The 25,966-nt window shown below is 54.8% G+C and carries 25 protein-coding genes; 16 read left to right on the top strand and 9 right to left on the bottom strand.

Annotation, left to right across the window (positions count from 1 at the left end):
• Positions 1–10: 10 nt before the first annotated feature.
• Positions 11–1,252, bottom strand: a complete 1,242-nt coding sequence (gene mexE, locus BMW49_RS14375; protein WP_069517169.1) for a multidrug efflux RND transporter periplasmic adaptor subunit MexE — start codon at positions 1,250–1,252, stop codon at positions 11–13.
• A gap of 221 nt (positions 1,253–1,473) precedes the next feature.
• Positions 1,474–2,391, bottom strand: a complete 918-nt coding sequence (locus BMW49_RS14370; protein ID WP_069517170.1) for a LysR substrate-binding domain-containing protein — start codon at positions 2,389–2,391, stop codon at positions 1,474–1,476.
• A gap of 252 nt (positions 2,392–2,643) precedes the next feature.
• On the opposite strand from BMW49_RS14370, the gene BMW49_RS14365 reads away from it, so the two are divergent.
• Together BMW49_RS14365 and BMW49_RS14360 are read left to right on the top strand one after the other, a co-directional pair.
• Positions 2,644–3,666 carry a zinc-dependent alcohol dehydrogenase family protein gene (locus tag BMW49_RS14365; RefSeq protein WP_069517171.1) on the top strand — a complete coding sequence of 341 codons (1,023 nt, stop codon included), beginning with the start codon at positions 2,644–2,646 and terminating at the stop codon, positions 3,664–3,666.
• 70 nt (positions 3,667–3,736) lie between these two features.
• Positions 3,737–4,078: an FKBP-type peptidyl-prolyl cis-trans isomerase gene (locus BMW49_RS14360; protein WP_069517172.1), complete on the top strand. Its 342-nt coding sequence runs from the start codon at positions 3,737–3,739 to the stop codon at positions 4,076–4,078.
• 138 nt (positions 4,079–4,216) lie between these two features.
• On the opposite strand, the gene BMW49_RS14355 is transcribed toward BMW49_RS14360, so the two are convergent.
• Positions 4,217–4,612 carry a RidA family protein gene (locus tag BMW49_RS14355; protein WP_069517173.1) on the bottom strand — a complete coding sequence of 132 codons (396 nt, stop codon included), beginning with the start codon at positions 4,610–4,612 and terminating at the stop codon, positions 4,217–4,219.
• 139 nt (positions 4,613–4,751) lie between these two features.
• Between BMW49_RS14355 and BMW49_RS14350 the strand changes: the two genes are divergently transcribed.
• The 4 genes from BMW49_RS14350 to BMW49_RS14335 all read left to right on the top strand — a co-directional run bounded on the left by BMW49_RS14350 (position 4,752) and on the right by BMW49_RS14335 (position 7,803).
• Entirely contained in the window at positions 4,752–5,678 is a 927-nt protein-coding gene (locus tag BMW49_RS14350) for a LysR family transcriptional regulator (RefSeq protein WP_069517174.1), read from the top strand.
• 174 nt (positions 5,679–5,852) lie between these two features.
• Positions 5,853–6,434 (top strand): TetR/AcrR family transcriptional regulator, encoded by a 582-nt coding sequence (locus BMW49_RS14345; protein ID WP_069517175.1) that lies wholly within the window; start codon positions 5,853–5,855, stop codon positions 6,432–6,434.
• Between the two features lie 76 nt (positions 6,435–6,510).
• Complete coding sequence (locus BMW49_RS14340; protein ID WP_069517176.1) at positions 6,511–7,092, top strand: NAD(P)H-dependent oxidoreductase; 582 nt, start codon at positions 6,511–6,513, stop codon at positions 7,090–7,092.
• 30 nt (positions 7,093–7,122) lie between these two features.
• On the top strand, positions 7,123–7,803 hold the full coding sequence (locus BMW49_RS14335) for an SDR family NAD(P)-dependent oxidoreductase (protein ID WP_069517177.1): 681 nt from the start codon (positions 7,123–7,125) through the stop codon (positions 7,801–7,803).
• A 68-nt stretch (positions 7,804–7,871) separates the two neighbouring features.
• On the opposite strand, the gene BMW49_RS14330 is transcribed toward BMW49_RS14335, so the two are convergent.
• On the bottom strand, positions 7,872–8,483 hold the full coding sequence (locus BMW49_RS14330) for a cysteine dioxygenase family protein (protein WP_069517178.1): 612 nt from the start codon (positions 8,481–8,483) through the stop codon (positions 7,872–7,874).
• A gap of 311 nt (positions 8,484–8,794) precedes the next feature.
• Between BMW49_RS14330 and BMW49_RS14325 the strand changes: the two genes are divergently transcribed.
• From BMW49_RS14325 to BMW49_RS14310, 4 genes are read left to right on the top strand one after another with little or no spacing between them, the layout of a single operon-like run.
• Entirely contained in the window at positions 8,795–10,048 is a 1,254-nt protein-coding gene (locus BMW49_RS14325) for a tyrosine-type recombinase/integrase (protein WP_069517179.1), read from the top strand.
• 11 nt (positions 10,049–10,059) lie between these two features.
• Entirely contained in the window at positions 10,060–11,580 is a 1,521-nt protein-coding gene (locus BMW49_RS14320) for a tyrosine-type recombinase/integrase (protein WP_069517180.1), read from the top strand.
• Complete coding sequence (locus tag BMW49_RS14315; protein WP_069517181.1) at positions 11,567–13,684, top strand: hypothetical protein; 2,118 nt, start codon at positions 11,567–11,569, stop codon at positions 13,682–13,684. Before BMW49_RS14320 ends, BMW49_RS14315 begins: the two co-directional genes overlap by 14 nt.
• A gap of 6 nt (positions 13,685–13,690) precedes the next feature.
• The gene (locus BMW49_RS14310; protein WP_069517182.1) at positions 13,691–14,101 is read left to right on the top strand and encodes a hypothetical protein; all 411 of its coding nucleotides are present in this window, start codon (positions 13,691–13,693) and stop codon (positions 14,099–14,101) included.
• Between the two features lie 50 nt (positions 14,102–14,151).
• On the opposite strand, the gene BMW49_RS14305 is transcribed toward BMW49_RS14310, so the two are convergent.
• Entirely contained in the window at positions 14,152–14,622 is a 471-nt protein-coding gene (locus BMW49_RS14305) for a hypothetical protein (protein WP_069517183.1), read from the bottom strand.
• A 19-nt stretch (positions 14,623–14,641) separates the two neighbouring features.
• Positions 14,642–15,079 (bottom strand): hypothetical protein, encoded by a 438-nt coding sequence (locus BMW49_RS14300; protein ID WP_139133799.1) that lies wholly within the window; start codon positions 15,077–15,079, stop codon positions 14,642–14,644.
• An 87-nt stretch (positions 15,080–15,166) separates the two neighbouring features.
• Between BMW49_RS14300 and BMW49_RS14295 the strand changes: the two genes are divergently transcribed.
• Positions 15,167–15,445 (top strand): helix-turn-helix domain-containing protein, encoded by a 279-nt coding sequence (locus tag BMW49_RS14295; RefSeq protein ID WP_069517185.1) that lies wholly within the window; start codon positions 15,167–15,169, stop codon positions 15,443–15,445.
• Positions 15,446–15,769: 324 nt separating this feature from the next.
• Positions 15,770–16,708: a hypothetical protein gene (locus tag BMW49_RS14290; protein ID WP_244168345.1), complete on the top strand. Its 939-nt coding sequence runs from the start codon at positions 15,770–15,772 to the stop codon at positions 16,706–16,708.
• A gap of 81 nt (positions 16,709–16,789) precedes the next feature.
• On the opposite strand, the gene BMW49_RS14285 is transcribed toward BMW49_RS14290, so the two are convergent.
• The 3 genes from BMW49_RS14285 to BMW49_RS25785 all read right to left on the bottom strand — a co-directional run bounded on the left by BMW49_RS14285 (position 16,790) and on the right by BMW49_RS25785 (position 19,877).
• Entirely contained in the window at positions 16,790–17,863 is a 1,074-nt protein-coding gene (locus BMW49_RS14285; RefSeq protein WP_069517187.1) for a UvrD-helicase domain-containing protein, read from the bottom strand.
• A complete protein-coding gene (locus tag BMW49_RS14280) occupies positions 17,856–19,460 on the bottom strand; it encodes an ATP-dependent nuclease (protein WP_069517188.1) in 1,605 nt (534 codons plus the stop codon). Before BMW49_RS14280 ends, BMW49_RS14285 begins: the two co-directional genes overlap by 8 nt.
• 249 nt (positions 19,461–19,709) lie before the next feature.
• Positions 19,710–19,877: a DUF7740 domain-containing protein gene (locus BMW49_RS25785; protein WP_482822337.1), complete on the bottom strand. Its 168-nt coding sequence runs from the start codon at positions 19,875–19,877 to the stop codon at positions 19,710–19,712.
• 94 nt (positions 19,878–19,971) lie between these two features.
• Here BMW49_RS25785 and BMW49_RS14270 point away from each other — a divergent pair, with 94 nt between their 5' ends.
• From BMW49_RS14270 to BMW49_RS14255, 4 genes are read left to right on the top strand one after another with little or no spacing between them, the layout of a single operon-like run.
• A complete protein-coding gene (locus BMW49_RS14270) occupies positions 19,972–21,882 on the top strand; it encodes an HAD hydrolase family protein (RefSeq protein ID WP_069517189.1) in 1,911 nt (636 codons plus the stop codon).
• Positions 21,883–21,901: 19 nt separating this feature from the next.
• The gene (locus BMW49_RS14265; RefSeq protein WP_069517190.1) at positions 21,902–23,020 is read left to right on the top strand and encodes a phosphoribosyltransferase-like protein; all 1,119 of its coding nucleotides are present in this window, start codon (positions 21,902–21,904) and stop codon (positions 23,018–23,020) included.
• Positions 23,013–24,911 (top strand): hypothetical protein, encoded by a 1,899-nt coding sequence (locus tag BMW49_RS14260; RefSeq protein ID WP_069517191.1) that lies wholly within the window; start codon positions 23,013–23,015, stop codon positions 24,909–24,911. The genes BMW49_RS14265 and BMW49_RS14260 overlap by 8 nt, the downstream gene beginning before the upstream one ends.
• Before the next feature lie 5 nt (positions 24,912–24,916).
• Entirely contained in the window at positions 24,917–25,960 is a 1,044-nt protein-coding gene (locus tag BMW49_RS14255; protein WP_069517192.1) for a hypothetical protein, read from the top strand.
• Positions 25,961–25,966: the final 6 nt, after the last annotated feature.

Below are 25,966 nucleotides of genomic sequence, written 5' to 3'. Positions count from 1 at the left end.
GTCGGTGCCTTCAGCTGCGCGGGGTACGGGGAGCGGCGGTGGGCTGGGTGACAACGCGCTGGCTTTGCAGCCCATCGAGCGCTTCCCGCTGAAGGGACAAGGCGGCGAGGGTGGCGTCATCGGCCATGGGCACAACCTGCGGGTCGACGGTGGCGCCGGGGCGGGCGCGCTGCAGACCATTGACCAGAATCTGCTCACCTTTTTTCAGGCCGCTGCGCACGATGCGCAGGCCCTCAAGCTTTGGGCCCAGCTCGACGGTGCGGTAGCTGACGCTGTTGTCGGCAGCCAGTACCAGCACGAACTTCTTGCCCAGGTCGGTGCCTACGGCGGCTTCCTGGATCAGGGTCGCGTTGTAGCGCTCGCTGCCCACCAGTTGCAGGCGCACGTACAGGCCTGGGGTGAAGCGGCCTTCGCGGTTGTCGAACACTGCGCGGCCGCGGATGGTGCCGGTCTGCGGGTTGACCTGGTTATCCAGAAAGTCCAGCTGGCCGAGGTGCGGGAAGCCGTCCTCGCTGGACAAGCCGAGGTACACCGGGCTGGCGACGCGGGCGTCTTGCCCGGCGGCACGGGCCATTTCCAGGTACTTGAGGAACACTCGCTCATCAGCGTCGAAGTAGGCATACACGGTGCCCGTGCTGACCACCCGGGTGAGTGGCCCTTGCCCTGCGCTGACCAGGTTGCCGGCGGTGATTTCCGCGCGGCTGACACGGCCGTCGATGGGAGAGGTAACGCGAGTAAAGCTGAGGTTCAGACGGGCATTGTCCAGCTCGGCCTGGATGCTGGCCACCGCCGCACGGGCTTCGGCGGCGGCACTGGCGCGGGCATCGGCCAGCTCGGCGGAGATCGCGTTGCTCTGGCGCAGACGCTCACCACGCTGGGCTTCGCTCTGGCTGCGGGCGAGGCTGGCGCGCGCTTGCTGCAACTGCGCTTCAAGGCGTTTGACCTCGGCCTGGAAGGGCCGGGGGTCGATCTGGAACAGCAGGTCGCCCTTTTTCACCAGGCTGCCTTCATCGAAGGCTACACGGTCAATAAAACCGGCTACCCGTGGGCGTATCTCGACGGTTTCCGGTGCTTCCAGGCGCCCGGTGAAGGCGTCCCACTCGGTAATCGGCTGTTCGATCACCTGAGCCACACTCACGGTCGGCGCAGCCATGGGCGCCGCGCTTTGCGCTGCGGGGCCGCAGGCACTAAGGGTCAGAAGAGCCGCAAGGGCCAGAGGAAATTGCCAGAGAAAGGTGTTCGACCGTTCCATGCTATGAATCCGCCAATCGGTTTTATGGATCGGCGCAGTCTGCTGGGCAGCTCTGGAACGGGCGAATCGAACACCGCGAAGGTGACTATCATCAAGAATGATTAAGTAATATTTCAGATCACCGAAAACGATGAACCTTCAGGGGTGATTGCAGTCCGGGCGACGTAGCCGTTCGCCCGAGCAATCATCGGTGCGCATGGCGCACCCTACGGGGCATCGCCTTATGAAAGGCTGTCCGGGTCCCCGAAAAACATCTGAATCCGCGCGCGCAGCCAGCGTTCGGCCGGGTCGGCGTCCTGGGCGCCGCGCCAGGCCATGGACAGTTCGAAGCCTTGCGCCTCAAGCGGCAGTTCCTCAGCGCGCAGGCCGCCTGCGGCGGTGAGGGCCGCCGCCGTGTAGTCGGGGACTACGGCCACCAGGTCGGTGCCGGCGAGCAGGGTGCCCAGGCCGTTGAACTGCGGGACCGCGAGCACAATCTTGCGCGAGCGCCCCATGGTTTGCAGTTGGTCATCGATAAAGCCGTTGAGGTCGCCTGCGAAGGAAACCAGAACATGGGGACGGGCGCAGTAGGTATCCAGACTCATCGGGCCGGGTACGGCATCGGCGCGCAGCAAGCGGTGGCGAGTGTGGCGCAGGGCTTTGCGTTTGGCGTTGGCGGGCAGTTCTTCGGTGTAGCTGACACCCACGGAAATCTCGCCAGAGGCCAGCAGATTGGGCATCAGCAGGTAGTTGGTTCGGCGCACCACCAGCACCACGCCCGGCGCCTCGACGCGCAGGCGGCGCAGCAGGGCGGGGAGCAGGGCAAATTCGACGTCATCTGACAGACCAATGCGAAATACCGCCGTGCTGGTGGCCGGGTCGAACTCCGACGCCCGGCTGACTGCGGTAGAGATCGAGTCCAGGGCAGGAGAGAGCAGGGCAAAGATTTCCTGGGCACGGGCCGTTGGCTCCATGCTGCGCCCGGTGCGCACAAACAGCGGGTCATCGAACAGGCTACGCAGGCGCGACAGTGCGGCGCTGATCGCCGGTTGACCGAGGAACAGTTTCTCGGCCGCGCGCGTCACACTGCGCTCGTGCATCAGCGTTTCGAAGACGATCAGCAGGTTGAGATCGAGGCGGCGCAGGTCGTTGCGGTTCATCCGTTACCCTAGCAATGGAATGGCCTCAGGGGAGCGCTAAGTATCTCCAAACGAATACAGTAGCAGGCCGATGCCGCGCCATAGTACGAGCAGCAGATGGGGAAAGGAAAGACGCACGCAGCCTTGGCTGATAAGGCTCGGATCACTGTCAGGCATGTCGACTATTACTGGGGGCGGGTGGTGTTGACGGGTTTCAGCAGATAGAGTCCACAACCATCGAAGTGTTAATCCGCGAGCAGACAGAGGTTAACGATGTCCCGCATGATCCGTTTTCATAAGTTCGGCGATGCCAGCGTACTGCAATGCGAGGAGGTGGCGACGCCTACCCCTGGCCCCGGTGAGGTGCTGGTGCGCGTGCAGGCCCTGGGCCTCGGCTGGAACGACGTACTGTGGCGCCAGAACCTGGCCAACGAGCAGGCGCAGTTGCCGGCTGGTCTGGGCTTTGAACTGGCGGGTACGGTTGCCGCAATCGGCGAGGGTGTCGATGACCTGCCGCTGGGCACCGCTATCGCTGCCTTCCCGGCGAGCACGCCGAATCGCTATCCGGCCTGGGGCGACCTGGTGCTGATGCCGCGTTATGCCCTGACCCGTTACCCCGATGTGCTGACGCCCGTACAGGCCTCGGTGCATTACAGCGGGCTGCTGTTCGGCTATTTCGCGCTGATGGACCTGGCGCGCTTCAAGCCCGGCCAACATGTGCTGATCACCGAGGCCAGCCGTTGCCTGGCGCCGCAAACCGTGCAATTGGCCAAGGCCTTGGGCGCGAAGGTGATTGCTTCGACGTCCTTTGCCGATGACCGTGAGTTTTTGCGCAGCCTGGGCGCCGACAAAGTGATCGTCACCGAGGAACAGGACCTGGTGTTGGAGGTCGAGCGTTACACCGAAGGCAAGGGCGCTGAAGTGATCCTCGATCACTGCGCCGGCCAACAGCTCAAGTTGCTCGGGGATGTCGCGGCCACCCGTGGCACCTTGATCCTCTATGGCATCAATGGTGGCAATGACGCGGTGTTTCCTGCCTGTGCAGCGTTCAAGAAACACCTGCAGTTCTTCCGTCACTGCGTACTGGATTTCACCGGCCATTGTGAGCTGGGTATTGAGCAAAACAAGGAGGCCGTTCAGCGCGCACTCAGCCATATCAATCAGCTGACCGGTGACCACTTGCTGACCCCAATGGTAGACAAGGTGTTTGCCTTCGATGACTTCGTGGCAGCCCACGAGTACATGGAAACCTGCCCGAGCCGCGGCCGGGTGGCGCTGGAATTACCCAACGCCTAACGCGCTCAGGCTGGGCAGCCTTGCCGAGCTGCGCGACAATAGGGGCCTCATTTGCAACAGGCCCCTTGTCATGACCGACACCCTCGACATCACCGACCTGCACCTGGGCGACGGCAAAGCCGTGGTCAAAGGTGCGCTGATCACCACCCATTACCATGGCACCCTTGAAGACGGCACGGTCTTCGACTCCTCACTGGAAAAGGGCCGCCCCTTCCAGTGCGTAATCGGCACGGGCCGCGTGATCAAAGGCTGGGATCAGGGCCTGATGGGTATGAAAGTCGGTGGCAAGCGCCGCCTGTTCGTCCCTGCACATTTGGCCTATGGCGAGCGCCAGATGGGTGCGCATATCAAACCCCACAGCAACCTGATTTTCGAGATCGAGCTGCTCGAAGTGCTGACCCGCGACGATTGAGCGCGCGAGGACTTAACGGTTGAGCCGCGCCGTGCGCACCACCAAGTCGCCGGGCTCACACGACGGTTCGCGCGGCCTGGTCGGCCCCGCGCTCCCTACTGCTAAGTAGTGTCGCTGAGGCCCCGGCCACACTCCAGATTACTCCGGCAACTTGGCGATCACCTTGATCTCGAAATCGAAACCCGACAGCCAGGTCACACCAATCGCGGTTACTGTCGGGTAGGGTGCTTGGCCCCAGTAATCGGCGGCTACCTCCCAGATGGTCGCGAATTTCGAATCGGGGTCGACCATAAAGAGGGTTGTGTCGACCACATCATCAAAGCTGCTGCCCGCTTCGGCCAGGATTGCATTGAGGTTGGCGAAGGCCAGACGAACCTGCTCTTTGAGATCAGGTTCGGCCGAGCCATCCTTGCGGCTGCCGACCTGGCCGGAAACGAACAGAAAGCCATTGGAGCGAATCGCTGGCGAGTAGCGGTGGAGCTCGTACAAAGCATGGCGATCAGCCGGGAAAACCACATCACGTTTGTTTGTCATTACCTGCCTCCATCGGGGCTGCTACGGCCCGCTGTTTACGATGGAGTCACTGTAAAAAGACGACCGGTCTGAATAAACCAGCAACGCTGGTCATGACTGTTTGTAGAATCCAAACAATCAGCCATAAGAGCGCCGTGAAATGGACCGTTTCGATGCAATGCAGGCCTTTGCCCGAGTGGTGGAAACCGGCAGTTTCACCAAGGCGGCAGGCACCCTACACATGAGCAAGACCAGCGTGACGCAGCTTGTCCAGCAACTGGAAGCACGGTTGCGCGTGCGCCTGCTCAACCGCACCACACGCAAGGTCAACGTCACCGCCGATGGGGCGGCCTACTATGAGCGCGTGGTGCGCCTGCTGGCCGATATGGACGACGCCGAGACCAGCCTGTCCAGCGCTTCGATGGCGCCGCGCGGCCGCCTGCGTGTGGATGTGCCCAGCCCACTGGCGCGCATGCTGCTGATCCCGGCGTTGCCGGCGTTTTATGCTCGCTACCCGGAAATCCAGCTGACCATGGGCGTCAGCGATCGCATGGTCGACATCATTGGCGAGAACGTCGATTGCGTCGTACGTGGCGGCGAAATCACCGATCAATCCCTGATGGCGCGACATGTGGCCGATCTGCAACTCGCCATCTACGCCGCACCGAGCTACCTGCAACGCGCCGGCACGCCAACACACCCGCGGGAAATGGAGGAGGGCGCGCACAGTACCGTCGGCTTTCTCTGGTCGCGCACGGGCAGGGCACTGCCCTACGCCATGCAACGAGGGGAAGAACGTATCGAGGCCCAGGGCCGCCCGCTGCTGACAGTCGACGACGGCAACGCCTACCTAGCAGCAGGCCTGGCCGGCCTGGGCATGCTTTGGTTACCGCACTATATGGCCAAACCGCACCTGACTACCGGCGAGTTGCTGCCGCTGTTCGAGGACTGGTACATGACACCCATGCCGATGTACCTGGCCTTCCCACCAAACCGACATGTCAGCGCCAAGTTGCGGGTATTTATCGACTGGGTGGTGGAATTGATGGCAGAGCATGCGCCAGTGGTTGGGCGGGGGAATGGGTAAGGCGGGAATTGCTGAAGGGATCATTCATTACGGCAGTGATGAAAGGCCAACAGCGGCCGTTGACGACCTTAAACAGTAGGTTGGAGGCCGCCATCAGGCTTTCACATTTAAGCGCTTGCGATTATGTAGCTATAGCTATACTATTCATCAACTGAACAATTTGGAAGCATGTGTATGGCTGGTCGTCCTCGTCAGTTTGATATCGACGTCGCTGTCGAAACTGCTCTTCATCTCTTTATCGAGAAAGGCTATGAGGGCGCATCATTCGCTGACCTGGTGAAGGCGATGGGCATTAGCCCTCCCAGTTTTTACGCAGCCTTCGGTAGCAAGGAAGCATTGTTCCGTCGTGTCGTTGAACGGTACGTCGCAAGCGCCAGAGCGGCCACACGCGAGGCAGTAGCGCAGCCTACCGCGCGTGATGTCGTTCGGCATCTGTTGACCTCTTTAGCGACGGCTGCAACCAGTCACCCAACGGCACGTGGATGCTTGTTGGTTCAAAGCGCCCTGGTCTCAAGCGACAACGCCACGCATGTGCGAGATGAACTTCGAAGGGAGCGTGAGGCTAACAATGCAGCGGTTGCGGCTCGGTTTCGCAAGGCTGAGGAACTTGGCGACGCAACCTTGCCAGGACCTCCTGAAGCAATGGCGAGACTTACAACCATGGTCCTAACCGGCGTCGCCACCCAGGCGGCGAGTGGCATTGAGTTCAACACGCTGATGAGCGCAATCGACGCCTATGTCGGCCAGTTCGGATAAATTTTTTTGCCCAATTCTGTAGCTAAAGCTACATATTTAATTGCCTAGAAGTTAGGCACGCACTGAGGAAATAAGAATGAAGAAAGTTCTCTTAATCAACGCACATCACCCCTACTCGTACTCACCAGGTCGACTCAACGCTACGTTGATTGAACGGGCAGAGTCTTATTTCCGGGCCAAAGGCTACGAGGTGGAAAAGACGGTCACAGCAGAAGCTTATGATGTAGACGCCGAGGTTGAAAAAATCAGATCAGCAGATGTCGTGTTTCTACAAATGCCGCTGAACTGGATGGGCGTGCCTTGGAGTTTCAAGAAATACACCGATGAGGTCTGGGGCGCGGGATTATTTGGCAAGCTGTCGAACGGCGACGGCCGTTCGTCAGCAGCCCCTAAGGACAATTACGGCATGGGAGGGGTACTTAATGGCCGGTACATGGTGTCGGTAACCGCAAACGCCCCGTCCGAGGCCTTCAACGACCCAGCTCAAGCCTATTTTGCCGGGCGAGGCGAAGATGACCTTACTTTGCCAATCCACCTAAACTTCAAGTGGATCGGTCTAGAGAAAATGCCCTCGTTCTGGGCATATGACGTCATGAAAAATCCTCAAATCGAGAGCGATTTGGCCCGATTTGATGAGCACCTGGCGACTCACTTTTAACACCAGCCATCCGCAATTGAGGCATCCCCCATGGCATTAAGCAAAACCGCAGTCATCTTCGGGGCGGGCCCTGGCATCGGCGCCGCAGCTGCCCGTGAGTTTGCTGCGCTCGGCTACCGGCTCGCCCTAGTCGCGCGCACAGAGGGGAACCTGGCGTGGCTTGTCGCTCAATTCAAGGCTGGGGGGGCGACTGCTAAGGCGTTCCTGGCGGACGCAGCAGACGGCAAATCCATCGACGCCGCCGTGGGCGAAATCCGCGCTTGGGCCGGAGGCGACCCGAGTGTAGTGCTGTTCAACGCGTTCACGTCCCAACCGTGGGGCGCAACCCACCAGGTCGACCCGACTGCATTCGCCCGGAGCCTCATCGTGAACGCCGGTGCGGCGCAGCACTTGGTCCACCTCTTCGCCCCGGCACTCATAGAGGCAGGCGAGGGTTCGTTGCTTTTCACAGGTAACGGTTTCGCGCTCACTCCAAGAGGCCAAGGCTTCGGCACACTGAGTGCTGGCAAGTCTGCCATGCGGTCGGTGGCACTGACTCTGGCGCAAGACCTTGCCGGAAGCGGCGTGAGAGTGGGGCTCCTTACAGTGAACGGCCCCACGGCCCGGGGCACAGAGTTTGATCCAGACGTAATCGCGGCAGAGTTCGTGAAGCTGCACGAAGGCACAGTGACTGATACGGAGATCATCTTCAACGGCACGGCTACCACCTAAATAAGACAGGTAATCCCCCGGCTTAGCCGGGGGGACTCCTTGTGGATAGGGGAGCAGGGTAGTGATCGTTATTTCGCTTGTGCCACATCCTCTTTGGATAGATCCCACAGGTTAGGCAAAAAGCTGTTGGAGTAACCGGAGATAAACGCTTTTTCGCTACCATCTTCGAGATATACCGCACGCCGTACCGCACCGATATTGGCACCGTAGACATGGATACTGATAGACGTGCGGTCGGTAAAGGCGTTTCTAACCTGATGAATATCACCGATACGCGGGGAAACAGCTTCGACCTGGCCGGGCTCTAGACGAATAACAGGGCCATCGGCTCGTAGGCCGTCGGCATTGCGAACGAAACCCCGGGATACCTCGGCGCCACGCAGCATGCCGATCAAGCCCCACACACGGTGATCGTGCACGGGCGTTTGCTGGCCTGGGCCCCAAACAAAGCTGACAACAGAGAATCGCTGACGTGAGTCAACGTGCAGCAGGTATTGCTGATAACGCTGCGGGTCGGGCTGAGCGAATTCATTCGGCAGCCAGTCGTCATGGCTGACCAGTTGCTGCAACAACTCAGCGCCACGCGCCAGCACAACGGGTTCGTCAGGATGTTGATCCAGCAGAATGGCCAGCTCGTTGATAAAGCTGCGCAGTCTGTGCAGATTGGGCTGAGTAGTCATGGCGTGTCCCGGTGGCAAGCGCTCAAAGGATCAGCATGCAGCAGGCTGCGAAGGTTTTGCCATTGCACAATGGTCGGCAGTGGCAGCAAGCGTTCCAGGTGGCTAGAGGACGGTGAAATGCTGGTGAGAAGGATCGGCACCGACGTATAGGATACTTCGCATAATGTATATTATGTTAAATCAGGTGCTATGTCAGATATGTTCATGAGTATCGCAAGGCACTGATTCGACAACCCCGCTTCTAGCGTCCACTCTCTCAACGGGCCATGTCCTTCGTGTTCATGGTGTGTCATTGAATGAGGTGGCTGCCAATGAAGCTGATTCAATGTCGTTTCTCGTCCGGTCAACGAGTGCCACTGCTTGTGCAGGAAGGCCTAGCAACGCCATTGCCCAAGCTAGTCCCATTCATCTACGTCCAGCTCAAGCTCAGGCATCGTGCATACAACACTGCCGCAGCGCACCTGCGTGCTATCCAAGCTTTCTACACCTATGCCAAAAGCCGGGAGCTGGATATCGATGAGGCCATCTTGGCCTGCCACTTTGAAGCGATTCTCGCGCTACTGGACGGTTACGCCCTCTGGCTCCAAAGCGGCCGTCAGGCCGATAACCTGGTCGCCCGAATCGGCACAGTTGCAATGGCAGCTTTTCCACAGATCGATCTGCGCACCCGTGATCAGTACCTGCGGCTGTTGAAGCAGTACCTGTCCTGGTGTGTCACCCGATACATCCCGCGCGCTCGTCAGAACTCAACCACTCTGGCTAGCATTGAGGTCGCATTTGCAGATGTCGCCGACGTCATTGAACGACGCTTTGAGAGCCATATCATCAATGTTCGTCCTGACCACATTCGTTACCGCAGCCTGACAGATACCCAACTCCAGATCATCCGCACACTGATTCGCCCGGGCGCTGCGGAGAATCCGTTTCCGGAGCGATTGCAGTTGCGCAATTGGCTAATGATTGAATTGTTGCTGGAGACCGGTATCCGTCGTGGAGAGCTTCTGAAACTCTACACCACGGATATCAACCAAGGTTCTCAGCATGCCTATGTCAGCATCAATGACCGCGAACATGACCCAGGCGACCCGCGTGCCGAAGAGCCTGCGCTGAAAACACACGGACGAACCGTAGGTATCTCCGCACAGTTGTATGAGGTCTACGAGCTCTATATCCAGAGCGAACGGCGCCCTCTACGTAACGGCAAACCGATGAAATTGCTGTACCGCTATCTGTTCATCTCTGACAGAGGCCTCCCGCTGTCGATTCGCGCATTGTCTAACGTACTCGATCGCCTGTTTCTGACCATTGAACTGGCTCATCCCGGGTTGTTGCCTACACTTTCCGCGCATGACTTTCGCCATACCTTCGCCGACCGTTTTCTGGCTTACCTAATCGAGCAACGTGGGTATGACCTTGAGCGCGCAACTGACGAGCTTCGACGAGTCTGCGGTTGGTCTGAGACTTCGGCGATGCCACGTCGTTATGCAAGTCGCTATCTAGTCGAATCGGCCAACCGCCATAACGCTCAGCGCGCCTCGGCAGCCTGGAGCCGACTTGACAGTTAAGGAGGTTCGCCGTGACCAAATCAGCCGATCAAGAACACGCCTCACCCTCCTCCTCTTTTCCGACCTACGTGTTCAAGGGCCCGGCTCAGGTTGCGATTCGAACTCGGACTAATGACCAGCCAAGGTACGTCGATACTCGATTGAGCGTCTGGACGTGGTACGACGGTGGCATGGCAATGAACATTGATTGGTCTGGCCTAAAGCTGAATTCAGAGCTTATCGAAATAGCCAAAGCATTTATGGTCCATATGCTAGAGAAATACTCCCCTTCAACTGCATATAGGGCCGTGAGAATGCTCCATCGGGTTTCGGAAAGTGATATTTCCTTGAAACTCCCTTGGGCAGCCGACGAAATCATTAGCGCATTTAACAGCTGGAACTATTCTAGAGAGTACGTAGTAGTCTTTCGTACATTTTATCGCTGGGCAAGGGATAGGGGAATCACCGGATTCAGCAATGACATTTATCTAAATATCAAAGATTTCAAAACCGAACGATCAGCCCCCTACTCTCGAATTTTTCTCTCTCAGTCCGGCTTGGAACTCGATGAGGAAATTCGTTTGCTCAAGCGTATAGAGCGGGAGGTCTCTTCAGATGACTGGGTAGATGCTCAGTTCAATATGATGCTCCATCTGGGTTTTGAATTGGGACCGCGTACGATTCAAATTCATTCGCTGGAGATTGCAGATTTTGAGGTTATAGAAACCGTCGAAGATGAGAAGTACTACACCCTTTGGTTACCCATGGCCAAGAAGGTTGGTCAACGTCGACCAGAGCGAAGGCCTCGCAAAGTAACTACCCGATTGGGAGAAAAGATTGAACAGCATATCTTGGGGCTTCAACGTCGCTTTGGCAGCGCGTGCGAGCCGCTGTTTGTGAGCCTTTACGGGAAACGTCTCTCGGTGCGAGAGATCGGAGATGCTCTCAAGCACGAGTTGTTTGAGGCAGGCATAGAGAAACCAAATCAGGTATCAATTCTACTGCGCCACCATCTCGGACAAGGATTGGCAGATCAAGGAACGCCCGCAGACATGATCGCCGAACTGCTCGGCCATAATAGCACGGTCGCGGCACGTGCCTATGTCACAGCAACCCCCAACATTGCCCGGATCAAAGAGAAAGCACTCGGTAAGAGCCCTTCCTATAAGCGCATCATGCGCAGCTTATTAACCGGGGAAATTGTCCAACGTCGGAATACAGTATCAGAAATAGCGGTTCGCGGTGTCATCGATATGCAATACATCGGGGATATAGGTGCCTGCGCCCTCCCAGTCCATACCCACTGCCCGTACAATCCTGTCTACGCCTGCTACACCTGCAAAAAGTTTCACCCCTTTGCTGACGGCCGCCATGAACAAGTGAGAGAGGCGCTTCAACGAGAGGCCCAGCGGTTCATTGATATCGCAGAGCAAGCCGGTGATCTCATTCACAACCGCCCCCTCGCCCAGCATCAGACAACCATCCTGGCGGTAAGCGCTACGATCGAGCGCTGCCGGCAGCACACAGAGGATGCCGCAGATGGAGCTGTCTAATGCAAGGCAGAACCTCGAAAGATTTATTACGCAGGAACAGGCGATTTTTCAGTCATTACCGATTTCAACTAAGTGGTCGGAACCACTGTGGGAAATCGGTAATTGGCTACCGCAGAGAGATCCTGGCAAACATACACTTACCTTCGAGACCCATCGACAGTCCCTCGAGAAGACAGGTTATCCTGCCCCGAACAAAGGGCCACTCCCCTTCGAATTTCAAGAATTTAGCAAGGCCTTGATTGTATATCTGCAACGCACGCGAAATCTGAAGTTTTCGATGGTGGTTGCATACAATATTGCCGTCCGCCGACTCTATAACCCATTGTTTGAGCGCGGCGTATCTGACCCCGCACGATTGACGCAGGGCGATTTCGACCGTGTCGTAGGTTTTCTCCGTGAAAGTGGCTACAAAAATTTTTATGACGCAATTTCTCATCTACAAGTAATCGCGAATACGATTGATAACCACCAGCTAACCGAGATCGCTATACATTTTGAGCATGATGCGAGACCAGAGAAACTCCGCCACGATTATATTTCATTGCATGATCCAGACCGTGCGGTAAAACAGCGAAAGTCTAATGACCGACTACCTTCTCTCGAGGCGATGGAAGCGTATGCCCTATGCTCGAATAACCCCTGCAGTGAGGGCGAGGAAATCTTGCTGCGTGTGATTGATTTATTGATCGCAACAGGGCAACGGGGTAATGAGATTGCTGTCATACCCTTTGACTGCTGGGTAGAAAGGAATATCAAAGATACTGAAGGAAATATCATAGTTGACGCTCACGGCAAGCCTATTCTTGAATGCGGAATAAGATACTTTGCAGAAAAACAATTTCAATCTCGAGTGCATTGGCTAGCGGAGAGCGATATTCCTCTAGCGAAGCGTGCAATTGAGCGATTAAAGGCACTGACATCAGAGCAGAGGGAAATTGCGAATTGGCAAGAAAAGAATCCGGGGCGTATATGGAAATACCCGCCAGAAGAACTATTAACGGACGATCAGGTCATGGAATGGCTGGGTTTTAGTAACGAACAAGAATACGGCAGGAATCTTTATTTATATTTATCCCGCAATGGGATTTTTCCGAATGGCAGTGAGTCGCCCGTTCAACGAGGAAAAATAAAGCGGCGGAGATACTTGGCAGGTGAAATTGAACGTCTGATTGCTCCAAAGCTTAAAGCACACTCGGTGCTTACAGAATATATCGCGGGTAAAAATCGTATTGTGCTCAGGACCAGCGAAACACTTGCGATCTGTTTTGACGGCCAGTTCCGATTTGGTGGCCGTGATGAGAATGTATTTCGAGCTATCCCGCGGCGTGTAACTCTCGTTGACATTAATCGGGGCCTTGGAGCAGATCCCAGGCTCCCGTCTATCTTTGCTCGACGCTCATTGGTTGAGGCAGATGGTTCGCCAATTTGCTTGACCAGTCACCAACCACGGCACTGGCGCAATACCATCTATCACCTGACAGGCATGAGCGATGTCCAGCAGGCTCTGGCGCTGGGGCGAAAACGCTTGGAACAAAATAAGTATTACCAGCATTCAACTATCGAAGAGGACACCACTGCTCATCAGGGTTTTTTAAAGTTCAACAGTTATCGTGACCGCATTGATTTTCTTCATACAGAAATTAGAAAGGGGACGATCCAAGGGGCTTTAACCGACAGCTATCATGCAGTCTTACAGAGCAAGGGTATGACTACCGCTGAAACTTTTTTGACTGTCCACGCTACGGCGTTACATATCACTCCGTTTGGCGGTTGTGTCCATGATTTTTCACAGGCCCCCTGCCCTAAGCATCTGCAATGCTGGAATGACTGTTCACATCTACACATGCTGGGAACGCCATCAGAGAAGAAGAATCTCCAAGAGCAAGCGGATAGGCTGGCGGAATCCATCATCATTATGCGCGACGCTGGTAGCGGTGAAGCTGGCACTGACGTCTGGCTGGAGGATCAGGAGCACAAGCTTAAAAATTTGCAGAAAGCACTTGCAAGTGATTTTGGGACGGGAGCGCGTCAGGTATTTCCTTCAGGGCGCCCTATCACTGCTTCCAAGGAAACTCAGCGGCGAAGCTCAGTTTCAGAGGAATAGAGACCTATGATTAAACAGAAATTATTGAGAGGGGCTGCTCTGGATGAGGCTATTGATACCCTCCTCGCCGAGATGATCAGCTTGGGACTTGAATCTGCACCTATATCACGCTCCGAGGTACAAAAACGCTTGGGTTTGACGAGTCGTGCAACCTTGGTGGGTAAGCGGGGTGAGAGCATAGACCAAGCTAGAGTCGTACAACTAAAGGAAAGTGGCAAAGATCCTGACCGAGAACGCCGCCGCAGGACTTTTGAAGAGCGGATAAAGTACCTGCAGTCAGAGAATGCTGACTTGCTCAAACAACGCGATCAACTCTTTGAGGCTTTATGTTTGATTTCTCATCGTTGCTTGGTGAGGGGGTTAGATGTAGAGGAAGTCCTCGCGCCGCTGCGTAAATATTCAGCCGGCAGCACGTGAAAGTCGTAAATATAGAGGTTTTCGGAAAATACACATAGACGCGGGTCAAGTTATTCGGAATAGCCTGTCTTTTTTCCTGTTGCTGCTGCAAAGTGCCGAGTCTGGTACTCAAGCAGGCTTTTCATCTGTATAGTTATATCGTCCTGAAGACCCCACTCAAATGCTTTTTTATCTAGCTTGTGCTCTTTAAATAGTTGCTCGGCTGTTCTTGAGGGTGGAGTGCATTTTAATCCTACTCCTTGCAGCTTAACTATATCTTTCAGCAGCTTTGCTTTGTTGCGACTCAAGCATGGAAAACTAATCATTCTATCTACAAGATACATAGCTCTTCTCGCTTGCAAAGAAGTTAAGCGCCCGCTTGTCAGCTCTTGATTGATTAGCTTTTCGATATCAAGATCACCATACCAAAACTCTAATGCAAGCTCCTTCAGAAGCTCAATGGAGACGTTACCTAGAGGACTGCTATAGAACCTCCTATAAAGAGACAGAAATCCCTCATCCGTTTTGCAGCCGATGCTCATAGACTCTCCAGTAGTCTGGTCAAGATTTTTTATATATCCGTCTTTGCTTTATTGTTTCTTTCTTTTCGATGTGACCTTCACAATATTCATTACCGTCGGCCATTCCATATATGTACGCCAGATGCTTGCCGTGATGATCCTGCACCTCGCTCAGACTGGCTAGCTCTTCCATTTTCCAGTTTGAACTTAGATTTAACCAGCTAGGGCTTACTAGTTGAATCCTATCTATCACAGTGCTGGTACCGTCATCTTGACTCAGGAAATCCTCAAACAGATGGATGTCCGCAATCAACAGCATTCGACGCATTGATAGCTCAGCACCTGGTTCAAGACAGGAGACATATAGCCACGGGCAATGGAGAGCCTGCTCAATGTAACGCCATACCTGGATGCCCTCACAAGAGAGCGTAGCGACGTCAAATCCGGTTATCTCAGCCTGCTTGTGCGTTCTGAACATGGCCATCGCCGCTCAAAATGAACACTATAGATTGTAGTCCTAAAGGGCGCGAGAGGGCTTTATCACTCATTTTGCGAGATAAGCAAAATGGAGCTGAGAAAGGCCTTTGGCCAGGCGTTGAAACAAACCCGAACCAGTCACGGCCTGACGCAGGAGGATTTCTCCGAGGTAAGTAGCAGAACCTACCTGAGCACCCTCGAGAGAGGACTAAAAAGTCCTACGCTGGACAAGCTTGACGAAATTGCGGCAGTAATGGATGTGCATCCAGTTTCTTTGCTGCTCTATACCTATGCTCTTCATTGCTCTGATCAGAGCATTGATCAGATTCTTTGTCGCGTTCGCAAGGAGCTTTCAGAGCTTTCGTGAGCCCAGAGCTGGGTGCAGTCCACCGCTGCGGTAGAGCGTCTGCTGAGACAGTCCAGCGCTACCAATTCGGGTAGGAGCCCTGCTCCTTCGGCCAAGCCGTGTGGATAAATTCCTGGATGGACGCCCTGCCCGGTTGGGCATTGGCGCGGAGCAAGGCTGTATTGCTGAATGTGACGATGTGGTCATCTACCCGCCCACGTCCCTGCCGAGCTCATTAGACGATGGTCACGCATTAAGGCACTGGCTCATTAACGAGGCAATGGCCGATAGTGGTGACCACTTTTCAGACAGTTCAAAGTGACTTGGTGAACTATGTCATTGGATGTGGCCTACAGCATTGAAGCTAACGACTTCGTCGACCCTGATCGCGCCTATGATTTGTTCTGGTCTGGGGTAATTACTGACAAGCGCGCATTTGTGTGTCCGGCTGCTGACTGCTCCGCCCAGGTGACCTGCGCAAATCTGGACAAAGACGTCCAGAATATGAAGGTAGTCCCTCATTTCAAAGTCTATGGAACCCACAGTGACGCTTGCGGAATCGCTAATGGTGACCCCGTCGACCTAGAGCTCGAGCCCGCTGAAATGGACGGGCAGGAGCGCAGAACAGTCGACCAGTCCATCGTGGATGTCTTCAAGCTCGAACGGCCTGCCTCTTACTATGACGAGCACTCGGTCGAGCCAGGCGCGGACGTTCATGTTGCGAAAAAACGGGCCAAAAGCACCAGACCCTATACCTCGAAGCTAGGGGAGTCAGGCATAGTCGGCCCCATCTACTCTGTTCGCTCTGTGGTTAGCAGATACATACGGTACCGTTCTGATGAGACCCTTGAGTTTCGACGGCTCAACATCGCCGGGCAGGACGTGCCCTATGCCAGCATCTTCAAATGCATCTGGGAGCAGGATCTACACGACCTGCCTAACCACCCCATCATTTACTACGGCTGGGCGTATGTCGACCGCACGAAAGCCAATAATGGCTATCGAATCAAATTCAAAAAGAGTTTCAAGCGAGGAGATGACAGCCTTATAACCTCATGCTACGTCTCCGACGCGCTCATTGAAAATTACAAGCTCAAAAACCTGATGGCGGTGAGGCTTTCCAAGATCGCCGAGAAGGACAAGCCGACAGCGTTCGTTTTCCTCTACGGCCAGCCCACAGTACGGACGTCGAATGGACGTGACTACGCAAATTTCAATCTGAGAAATCTTGACATGATCGATGTCAACTACGACTGCCCTCTGCCGTCCAAATACGATAAGTAGAACAGTCTCATACTCTGACCAAAGTGGGCTCTGCAAACTCCTGCAGAGCCCTCCAAAGGCCTGTAAACCTCCGCCCAGCTGTTATCGAACCTGCGGAGCCCATACCGGCAATGTCGACATGCCGACCTTGTCGATAACGATGGCCAGGCTTTGTCGGGCGCGAGTTACCGCGACGTAGAACGCCGCTGCAGCCGCAGCCTCTAAGTTTGTGCCCTTCTTGATGAAGCTTTCGATGTTGGCAGTGGGTGCGATCAATACTCGGTCGAACGTTGCCCCCTTTACTCCTTTGAAATTCTGAAAATCCAGATTGAGGTTCTTCGCCGAATTCACCGAATGCCTTAGGCATTGCGGTCTATATCGGTCTACGTACTCATCGACATGCTGAGTATGTAGAAGGAATACGCCATCATGCTCAGTCTCGTCAAAGTTCTCCGAGGTGGTGCCAGGAAAGCCCCAGCTAGCGTCAAAAATGGTGTCGGAAAAAGCGGCAATCTCGCTTCTGCACCGATAGGTTATGGTCGCGTAGGCGATGGTGAGTAGGCCATCCGCTTCTCTATCTCTGAACCATTCAAGCGATGCGGCGTAACTAAATTTCTTGTTTTTTTTGCCACGAGGATTTGTAGACAAAACAGCCTGCCGGACATCCCCCACCATCCGCACATCGATTTGAGAGCCGAGCAGCACCTCCAGGATTTCCCAGTCGAAGCCGGCGAGATCCTGGACTTCATCGATCAAAATTTCGTCGTAGATGCACTCTAGCCTGTGTAAGAGCGCTGGCGTCGCCTCCATGAGTTCAAAGGCAAGCTTGCCGAGTTCGCATGCGTACAACCGATTTCCTGAGTCCATGAACCTGCTTCTGCCCACAGCACGCTCGAATGGTCTGCCTTCGAAGTCAAAGCCCTTGACTCGATCTTTAGGGAATTTGAACCGTAGGAATGGCTGGGCAAAATGACGAAGCAGGAAGGTGTACCAACCCATGACCTCCAGCGTGCTGCTATCGCCCGCCTGGCTCGCTAAACGCGAGCGAATTTCCTGCTGGTTCATTTGTGTGAAAGTGAGCACTGCGATCTTACGATCAGTTGCTTGCCGGCAATAATCCACCAAGCCCTGCGTCTTTCTGCCGCCCGCAACGGCCAGCGTCAAATGGTTAGGCATTCTGGATGAACCCCGCCGCCTCTCTCATGTAAGCCGGGGCTTTAAGGGCTTTGTTGGACTCCGCGATAAGCAGAGCACCTTCAGTTTTCGCCCGCGTCATCCACGTAACCAGGTCAGCTTTGTCAGTGATCCCAAGCACTTCTCTGAGATGAGCTTCGCCGTTCGCCTTAATCAGCTGCGGTTCGAGGGTATGTCCATCGCTTACCTTGCCAATGAAGAGCTCGCGCTTCTTGCCATCCAGCCATTTCACAACCGCCACGCGCAGCTCGGCTGGCTCGATGCCGTCGTTGTCCCTCATCACCGCGACCGGCTTGTCGACGGCAGCGCACAGCTCAAGACACCTCGCCAGTGCAAGTCCGCGCATGCTGATAACATCGACGCCGGCTGCCATGGGCGTCACCCCATGCAAGTCATAAAACACCTTTTCGAAAATGATCTCGTCGGACGGCCCTTCTACCAATACGACCTTCCTCGCCAGTACTAGACGGAGAGTGTCGTAACCAGGCAGGCGCTGAAAGTACCTGACAGTGCTGGGGTCGAGCTCAGTGATTTTCGATACTAGGTTCCGGCTCAGTAGATGCAGAGCATTCAAGCCCAAGCGATTAAGCACGTACGTGCTGTGGGTGGATACAAACAGTTGCTGGTCGTCGGTGGCGAGTTTCTCCACTCGCTCAAGCAGCGTACTCAGGCTGGTGTGCGACAGATGATTCTCGGGTTCCTCAATCATGACGATCTTCGCTTTGGCCGAGTGACGCTTCATCGCGAGCGATATTTTGATCGCTGCCTGCTGACCTTGGCCAGCCATCGAGAAGGGAACATTGTCTACATGAGGCGTGATAACGCTTTCCCAGGAAGTGCGGGATGTCTGATCCATAGCCAAGGCAATGGGCTCGGCCTGCAAAGATGCCCCCAGTGCAGAGAAACGCCTATTGACGGTCGCCAGTGCCCCGTCGGTCATCGACGCTTTGACCGTTCGAAAACCCAACGAGATCTCAGCCTTCTCGTTGGTTTCTAAGTGATCACTCAAAATCTGACGAAGGTGGTAATCCACCCCCGCTGATGATTTGACCGTCCTGGAATCGATGGTTGCTACCGACAACACCCGCGGGCGCTTGGTCAGTTCCCGGTCAGCAAATGAGCGCCATTCGCAGGCGTAGTACTCAACTGGCAGCAAGGCGTTAGGAGCCTTGAGCCAGTCATCAAGCATGTCTTGGTACTCTTCGTTGGGGTATATCCTCAGAAACACGCCAGGGCATGCATGGGTTGGGACAGCTGTGTTCACGGCACCACATAGCACCTGCAATTCATCATCATCGCGGAGGTAAAGCTCTATCAGGATTTCGGGTAGTGCGGGCTTCCTGCCAGCGGCTCGCTGCGCTAGAAATTCTTGCACGAGCTCGGTGTTGAACCAGTGCGGGTTCAATTCTTCAAGAACATTCCGGCCCCCGATGCGGCCATTCAGGGCCAGGGAGACCGCTTCCATAAGGGTAGACTTACCGGCGTCATTGCCCCCAACCAAAATGTTCATTTTCGGGTTGGGGAGAAGGTTGAAATCTTTGTAGATGCGGTAACCACGGATGTGAATTCTGGTGATCATGGCTCGTCATTCCCTTGGCGAAAACGGTGTCTACTCAGCATAACTCGATCGGGGTCTCAATCGCTGAGTAGAAACCAGGGCACTCGATTCGGGAAAATCAATGATGCGCAAATGGCGCCAATCCGCGTTGCAGGGTCTCGAAACAACAGGTCATTATCCATCTGCGGTTTACACACCTCCGCCCAACGCTGAGCGACATCTGCCACCGTCCAAACCTTGTGGCCGATCTGGAACACATGGTTTATGCCATTAGGAACGAATGGCTGACTGAACTCCAGGTAGCTTTGCGGGATGAAGATGTTGAGGTGCGCGTGATCGAGACTGGGAGCAGCGCTTGGCCGTAGCCTTCACTGCTGAACCGTTGCCATGGATCTTAGCTGCCAGCAGCAGAGCTATCGTCGCATCAGTGAGGTTCAAGTTTGCCTTGGCAGGTTAATGCCATTGCTCAAACGCCTGAAGAAAGGCAAGGTGCTACTACCAGCATGGTCGACGAGTAAGGAAGGAGTTGTAGGTGGGAAAACCATATCATGCGGAGCTGGATGCTATTCATGCTACCTATTCGTGGGCAACACAGCAGGATGTGTTACGACTCCATCGGTACTTGAGTAGATGGACCGGTGAATATGCATGTTTCATCGGCTCTGGCGGCTCTTACTCAGCAGCGTTCGCAGCCGCTGAGTTGAGGGAAATCGCGCATGGCTCCCCTACCCGTGCACTGACCCCAATGGAGCTGTCGGCCAAGGCTAGGTTCACTCCTGCCTCAAAGGTCATGTTGCTTTCAGCCGAGGGTCGCAATCCAGATGTTCTGGCTGCAGCGACCTACGCGATGCAGTCAGATATGACTTGTGCGGCGCTAACTCTTACGAAAGACAATCCGCTCACCAGGCGCGCTATAGAGAATCGGGCAACACGAATTTTTTCTTATGAGATGCCGTGGGGGAAAGACGGCTACTTAGCAACGAATAGCCTGATCGCGACCGTTTTGTTGCTACACAGGGCTCTCTTTCCTGAAGGCACAGGAAGCGAGTTTCTTGCGCAGCTGTTCGATGCAGAGGTTTTGCTCCGGTACCGCAATCAGTGGCGTGCGAACACCACGATCAAGACGATGGGTGGGCGAAACTTCATCGTTCTTCACGACCCGATGACCAAATCTTTTGCCATCGACCTGGAATCCAAACTCTCCGAGTCCGCAGTCGCCAAGGTTGAAATTGCCGACTACCGGCAGTTCGCTCATGGCCGACACCTACAGCTGGCAGATGGCGCCGCCGGCACCGCAGTCATTGTTGCTTTCAGCCGGGATTCCAAGGATCTGGCGGAAGCGACCCTGGGGCTTTTCCCATCGGATGTATTGACCTTCAAACTTGAGATTCCTGGTGAGGAACCAAATGAATTGGTGGTCGCTGGGCTGGTGATGGCAACACTCCTCACCGAGACGATCGCCAGTACAGTGGACCGGGACCCCGGTCAGCCAACGGTTCCAACCTTTGGCCGGGAAATTTATCGACTGGATAGCAGCCAGCACTTTCGCGGTTGGGTTCAATCAGAAAATCGATATTCGCTGGCGGCTCGGCGAAAGTTCGATCATCGCAACGTCTCAGCAGACGAAATGGACACAGCCGAGAATGCGGCAGAAGTCTATGAAGGTAAGCTGCAGGCCGCCGTCTACAAGGCGATCATCAGTGATTTCGACGGTACTTTATGCAATGCAGAAGACCGCTACAGCGGCATGTGCCCGCACATTGCAAAGCGGATTCTTCAGCTTATCGATGATGGCCTGATCTTCTCGATCGCCTCGGGTAGGGGCGGATCCTTGCGCAAGGATCTTGTTAAGGCGTTACCGCCGGAGTATCACAAAGCGATATGGGTCGGTTATTACGGCGGCTCGTTGATTCAACCCCTTGATGAAGAGGTCGAGCATCCGCCCCCCAACCCGGTGTTCGAAGATCTTTTAGGCTGGCTCAAGACCACCGCGTACTACCCTCGGCTGGAAAATTCTAGAAAATCTAGGGGTGGGCAACTGACCATCACGGTTTCCAGCCCAGAAGAGTCTAGAAAACTGCGTCTGGCTTTACGCACCCGCCTCAATGCAGGGGGGCTCGGAAACTGGAAAGTGTTTTGTTCAGGCCACTCGATCGATGTTTTGGATGGCGACACGAGCAAGAACAAAGTAGTAAAAGCGATTGGGGAGAAATTTGGCTTCGACCCACTTACCCAGGTTTTACGTCTTGGGGATAGTGGTGATGAGGAAGGGAACGACTACGACTTGCTGAGCCAAGGCTGCAGCCTAAGCGCTGACCGTGTGTCTGCATCGTTGACCTCCTGCTGGAATTTCGCCTCCCCAGGTTCGAGCCAAGCCGGTGCGACCCAACAGTATCTGGATTACCTGCAGAAAACTGACGAAGGATTTGGGCTTCGTTTCTAATCTCCAAGGAAGGTGTTACTTGAAGAGTAAAATTGCCCTGAGGTTGTTAGCTGAACAGCTGGACTGGAGTGACGAGGAGGCAACGGAAGAATTCTCTGCACTTCAGTTGATGATCACCCACAAGTACGATGGCTATCAGGGGTTTCAGCCGGCCTCGCGCTTCCATGTCGCCCTACTGAATTGGCTAAGCCAATTTCAGGACGTCGCACAAAGGCGTGTCGCGTTCAGCATTATCAAGGAGCGTCTGGTCTACATCACGCAGCGCGAGATGCATCACTTGGTGAGTCTGATGATGCCGGAGCTAGACAGACTCATGCGCAAGCAAATTGCGAAGGAGTTAGGCGTTCAGTTCTACGAAACGTGGACTGATTCGGCCGCCGGTCGGCGACTTTGCCTTCTTCGACGTCGAACACTCTTTGTAGGGTTAAGCGATGGTGCGCGTATCGATGTCTTCCGTCGCTACAACGAGGGCAAGATTTCCAACGAGCAAGTCGTTCCCTTCAGCGAAATGTCCAGCCAGAAATGGAATAGCCTTATCAAGGACCTCAGAGAGTGGTTGGACAAGCACGACTATCAAGACGAACCTGCTTCGTTTGAAGCAGTATGCCTAGTGGACGACTTTTCAGGCTCGGGCGACTCCCTGCTCCGGTTTGACGATGAAGAACAGATCTGGAAAGGCAAAATAAGCAAGTTCTATGATGTCAATCGCGAAAAGATCGGCGACATTCTTGCTGAAAAATGCCGCCTCTATGCGCACCATCACTTGGCATCGTTCCAGGCTGAGCAGGCGATCAATGATCGGCTAGCACGGTTCGCTGGAGACCACCCGGAGTTCAGCTACAACGCCACATTTTCTTACGTGCTCCCGCAAAGCATTGTGGTTGATGATCAGACTCCCCCGCCAGAGCTGATTGACCTCATCAAATGCCACTACAACAAGGGCATTCAAGATAACCATGTTGGAGACAACATATGGTTTGGCTATAGCGATTGCGGTTTGCCTTTGGTCCTCGAACACAACACACCGAATAATTCAATTGCCTTGCTCTGGGCTGACTCAACCGGGAGTGAATTTACCGAGCAGCACAAAATGAACCCCCTATTCGCTCGACGCAAACGGCACTCGACCAATGGATAATCCGTTTAAGAAGCGCGCCACTGAGTACGTGGCAGAGCCCAGTACTTTGCTACCCCTGGTTAGCCACACTCCGCTACTTGAGTTCTTCTCGCTTGATGGCGTTGAGTTGCTGGAAAAACTCAGCATCGTCGTGGGAACACCAGGATGCGGCAAAACCACGATCGCCCGAGTCATCGAATTTGACTCCCTGGCGACACTCGCTCGTGATCCAGTTGAGATCAACAAGGAGCTCGCTGTAGCGCTTACGCAGCTCAGCATCCTGAAGGATGGGACGCCGTCCCTGTTGGCTTATCGCTTACCGATGACCACAAACTTTCGCAGTATCTGGGACCTGCCGTATTCAGAATCCATCCGGGCGACATTGCTCCGTGCTTATGTGCAGTCCAAGGCGGTTTTGGGTTGGTTCCGACAGCTTGAGACTGTCGAAGAGCTAGACATCGAGCAAATCGAGATTGTTACAGGCAGCGATTCGGAGTCAGCGCGTCAAGTCCTTAAGGCCGATTCGCCCAGTGATTTTCGAGAATACGCGCGGAGAATCGAGCTCGCGGTATTCAAAGTGATCACTGCACTTGTAGCGCCCAGCGAGCAGGACCTGGCAGAAATAATCAATGAGTCATATGACGTCTTTGAATACATAGAGCGATTCAGGGTGAGGAACTGGATTGTTGGCACGCCGGGTGAGTATGTCGATCTACTGCCGATGGCCATCGTCGACGATGCCCACGAACTGCACCCTCTCCAATTTGCTCAGCTACGAGACTGGCTGAAGCGACGCAACATCTACATCGGCCGCTGGGTGATGTGCCGTCCGGATGTCGTATCTCCTGAGGATTATCGAGATGCGATGGCCAAGGAGGTGATGGAGGATGGCGAGCAACGACCAGGCACAGCAGGTGGACGAGACTACATTCTTAGGTTGATGCAACCAAGCAACCGCAGCGCCAAGCGTTTTTTGGTTGTCGCTCGAGATATCAGCAGTCGGTATCTCAACGGCATAAATGAGCTATCCCGCCGTTCGATCAAGACACTCCCTAATATTCTTGATCACAACAACGTGTCTTTGGCTGCGTCTCAGCTTGAGCAGTTGCGCAAGAGCGTGGTGGAGTTCCAGCAGGAGTCGAGACTTTCTAAAACGGTAATCGACTCATTACGTGCTCGCATTCCAGAGACAACCCAACCTGACGAAGCTCTAGCAGCCCTCCGGATTCTACTCAGGCGCGAATGGAATAGGACCCCTCAGCTTGGCCTGCTGGATGACGATCCAACAGATGAACCGCTGACAGGTGATCGCACCATCAGCCCTGCTCTGCTCGAGGGTGCTCGCTTGCAGTTGTTCCATGAGTTTGGTCGGCCGTATTACTTCGGCATGGACAAACTCGCAGAGGCTAGTAACAACAACATTGAGCAGTTCATTCGCCTGTCTGGGTCCCTCATCGACGAGCTGATTGTCCGTGTCGTTAGAAACAGGAAGCCAGAGCTTTCAGCCAAGCTTCAACATGATGTTTTGCGAAAGCTCTCACTGAAGATCATGGACGAATGGGACTTCCCTTATCACGCTTTGGTCAAAGACCTTCTGGCCGGCATGGCGAAGCGCTGCTTGGATAGGACGCTACTGCCCAACGCTCCCCTCGACCATGGCGCCAATGCCATTGGTATTCCTCAGGAAGAAATGGACAAGGTGCTTGCTCGGTCTGAGCGCCTTACCCGTGTTCTTCACTTTGCGTTTGCCTATAAGGCCTTGGTGTTCGTCCCACAATACAAATGCAAAGGGCGGGTTTGGTGCCTCCTGGAGATCGGAGCTATTCCGAGCATCGCCTATGGTTTGACCCTGCGCCGCGGTGGCTTCATTGAGGACACTCTCTCTGGCCTGCAGTCGCTGCTTAAGGAGTAAGCATTGTGAATTTGATTACTCACAAGGACACCGAGGAGTGTCACGCGTTTTTCAACGGCTACTTCACTCTGCCCAAAAAAGCGCTCTTTGTGGGCACGCTGGGCTTCAACGACGCGTGCCTGTACTTCCCGAGGATGATCTGCGATCTGGAGTGCTTTGACTTTCTCTTCTTGATCGAAGAGCGCCCGGAGGTTTCGCCGGTCCTCGAGCAGTCTGCAGAGCAAAATAGGCAGGAGCTGATGAAAATGCTGAGCAAGCACAAGCTCAGCTTCGAACCTGTCCCTATTATCGCGGATGACACAGCTAGCACAGCCGGCAGGAATGCCGCCTCGACCTTCGATAAATGGCTGGCAAACGGCTATACCGACGTGATTGTGGATGCGACCACTATGTCCCGGGGCGTGTGTTTCCCCTTGGTGAAGCAAGCATACGAGAGTAAGACCAGCGCTCATGTAGTGATCGCTGATCGTGTCGCCTCTCCGCTGAATACCACTGCCATGTACACCGACTCGCCGCAGTACATGCACGGCTTCCAGGCAGATATGGACACCGATAAGGTCAAAGACGCGATCAAGCTTTGGATCCCTCAGCTTTCCGAGAACAACCATGACTCACTGGAGCGCATTTTTCGTAAGGAACGCCCAGACGAGGTTGCTCCCATCCTCCCCTTCCCCGCAGTGAATCCTCGCCGTGGCGATGAACTTATGCGCGAATTTCATGATCTGATTCTTTCAGATTGGGACGTGAACCTGATGGACATCATCTATGCACACGAGTCAGATCCGACGGATGTGTTCGAGACGATCAAACGCATTCACTGTGGTCGAGAAGTGGCTCTGGATGGCTTCCAAAAAACGCCGCCACGTACCATTTTGTCGCCCAGCGGCAGCAAGATGGGCAGCCTGGGCATGCTTTTTGCGGCCATAGCGCTTGATCTTCCAGTGGTATACTCGGAGACGATGGGATATAGGTGTGAACAGCAAATAGTCCCGCCGGTCTCAACAGAGATGCCAGACCGCATGTGGCACGCTTGGTTACGCCATCTGTAAGGGTTC

It is taken from the genome of Pseudomonas cuatrocienegasensis (assembly GCF_900110925.1).
Lineage (GTDB): Bacteria > Pseudomonadota > Gammaproteobacteria > Pseudomonadales > Pseudomonadaceae > Aquipseudomonas > Aquipseudomonas cuatrocienegasensis.
Note: the sequence above shows the minus strand (reverse complement) of the source record. Positions and strands in the feature narration are given on the sequence as shown.

Excerpts from the sequence above, each read along its gene's own strand:
- mexE (WP_069517169.1), bottom strand. The coding sequence starts at position 1,252 with ATGGAACGGTCGAACACCTTTCTCTGGCAATTTCCTCTGGCCCTTGCG.
- BMW49_RS14370 (WP_069517170.1), bottom strand. The coding sequence starts at position 2,391 with ATGAACCGCAACGACCTGCGCCGCCTCGATCTCAACCTGCTGATCGTC.
- BMW49_RS14365 (WP_069517171.1), top strand. The coding sequence starts at position 2,644 with ATGTCCCGCATGATCCGTTTTCATAAGTTCGGCGATGCCAGCGTACTG.
- BMW49_RS14360 (WP_069517172.1), top strand. The coding sequence starts at position 3,737 with ATGACCGACACCCTCGACATCACCGACCTGCACCTGGGCGACGGCAAA.
- BMW49_RS14355 (WP_069517173.1), bottom strand. The coding sequence starts at position 4,612 with ATGACAAACAAACGTGATGTGGTTTTCCCGGCTGATCGCCATGCTTTG.
- BMW49_RS14350 (WP_069517174.1), top strand. The coding sequence starts at position 4,752 with ATGGACCGTTTCGATGCAATGCAGGCCTTTGCCCGAGTGGTGGAAACC.
- BMW49_RS14345 (WP_069517175.1), top strand. The coding sequence starts at position 5,853 with ATGGCTGGTCGTCCTCGTCAGTTTGATATCGACGTCGCTGTCGAAACT.
- BMW49_RS14340 (WP_069517176.1), top strand. The coding sequence starts at position 6,511 with ATGAAGAAAGTTCTCTTAATCAACGCACATCACCCCTACTCGTACTCA.
- BMW49_RS14335 (WP_069517177.1), top strand. The coding sequence starts at position 7,123 with ATGGCATTAAGCAAAACCGCAGTCATCTTCGGGGCGGGCCCTGGCATC.
- BMW49_RS14330 (WP_069517178.1), bottom strand. The coding sequence starts at position 8,483 with ATGACTACTCAGCCCAATCTGCACAGACTGCGCAGCTTTATCAACGAG.
- BMW49_RS14325 (WP_069517179.1), top strand. The coding sequence starts at position 8,795 with ATGAAGCTGATTCAATGTCGTTTCTCGTCCGGTCAACGAGTGCCACTG.
- BMW49_RS14315 (WP_069517181.1), top strand. The coding sequence starts at position 11,567 with ATGGAGCTGTCTAATGCAAGGCAGAACCTCGAAAGATTTATTACGCAG.
- BMW49_RS14310 (WP_069517182.1), top strand. The coding sequence starts at position 13,691 with ATGATTAAACAGAAATTATTGAGAGGGGCTGCTCTGGATGAGGCTATT.
- BMW49_RS14305 (WP_069517183.1), bottom strand. The coding sequence starts at position 14,622 with ATGAGCATCGGCTGCAAAACGGATGAGGGATTTCTGTCTCTTTATAGG.
- BMW49_RS14300 (WP_139133799.1), bottom strand. The coding sequence starts at position 15,079 with ATGTTCAGAACGCACAAGCAGGCTGAGATAACCGGATTTGACGTCGCT.
- BMW49_RS14295 (WP_069517185.1), top strand. The coding sequence starts at position 15,167 with ATGGAGCTGAGAAAGGCCTTTGGCCAGGCGTTGAAACAAACCCGAACC.
- BMW49_RS14285 (WP_069517187.1), bottom strand. The coding sequence starts at position 17,863 with ATGCCTAACCATTTGACGCTGGCCGTTGCGGGCGGCAGAAAGACGCAG.
- BMW49_RS14280 (WP_069517188.1), bottom strand. The coding sequence starts at position 19,460 with ATGATCACCAGAATTCACATCCGTGGTTACCGCATCTACAAAGATTTC.
- BMW49_RS14260 (WP_069517191.1), top strand. The coding sequence starts at position 23,013 with ATGGATAATCCGTTTAAGAAGCGCGCCACTGAGTACGTGGCAGAGCCC.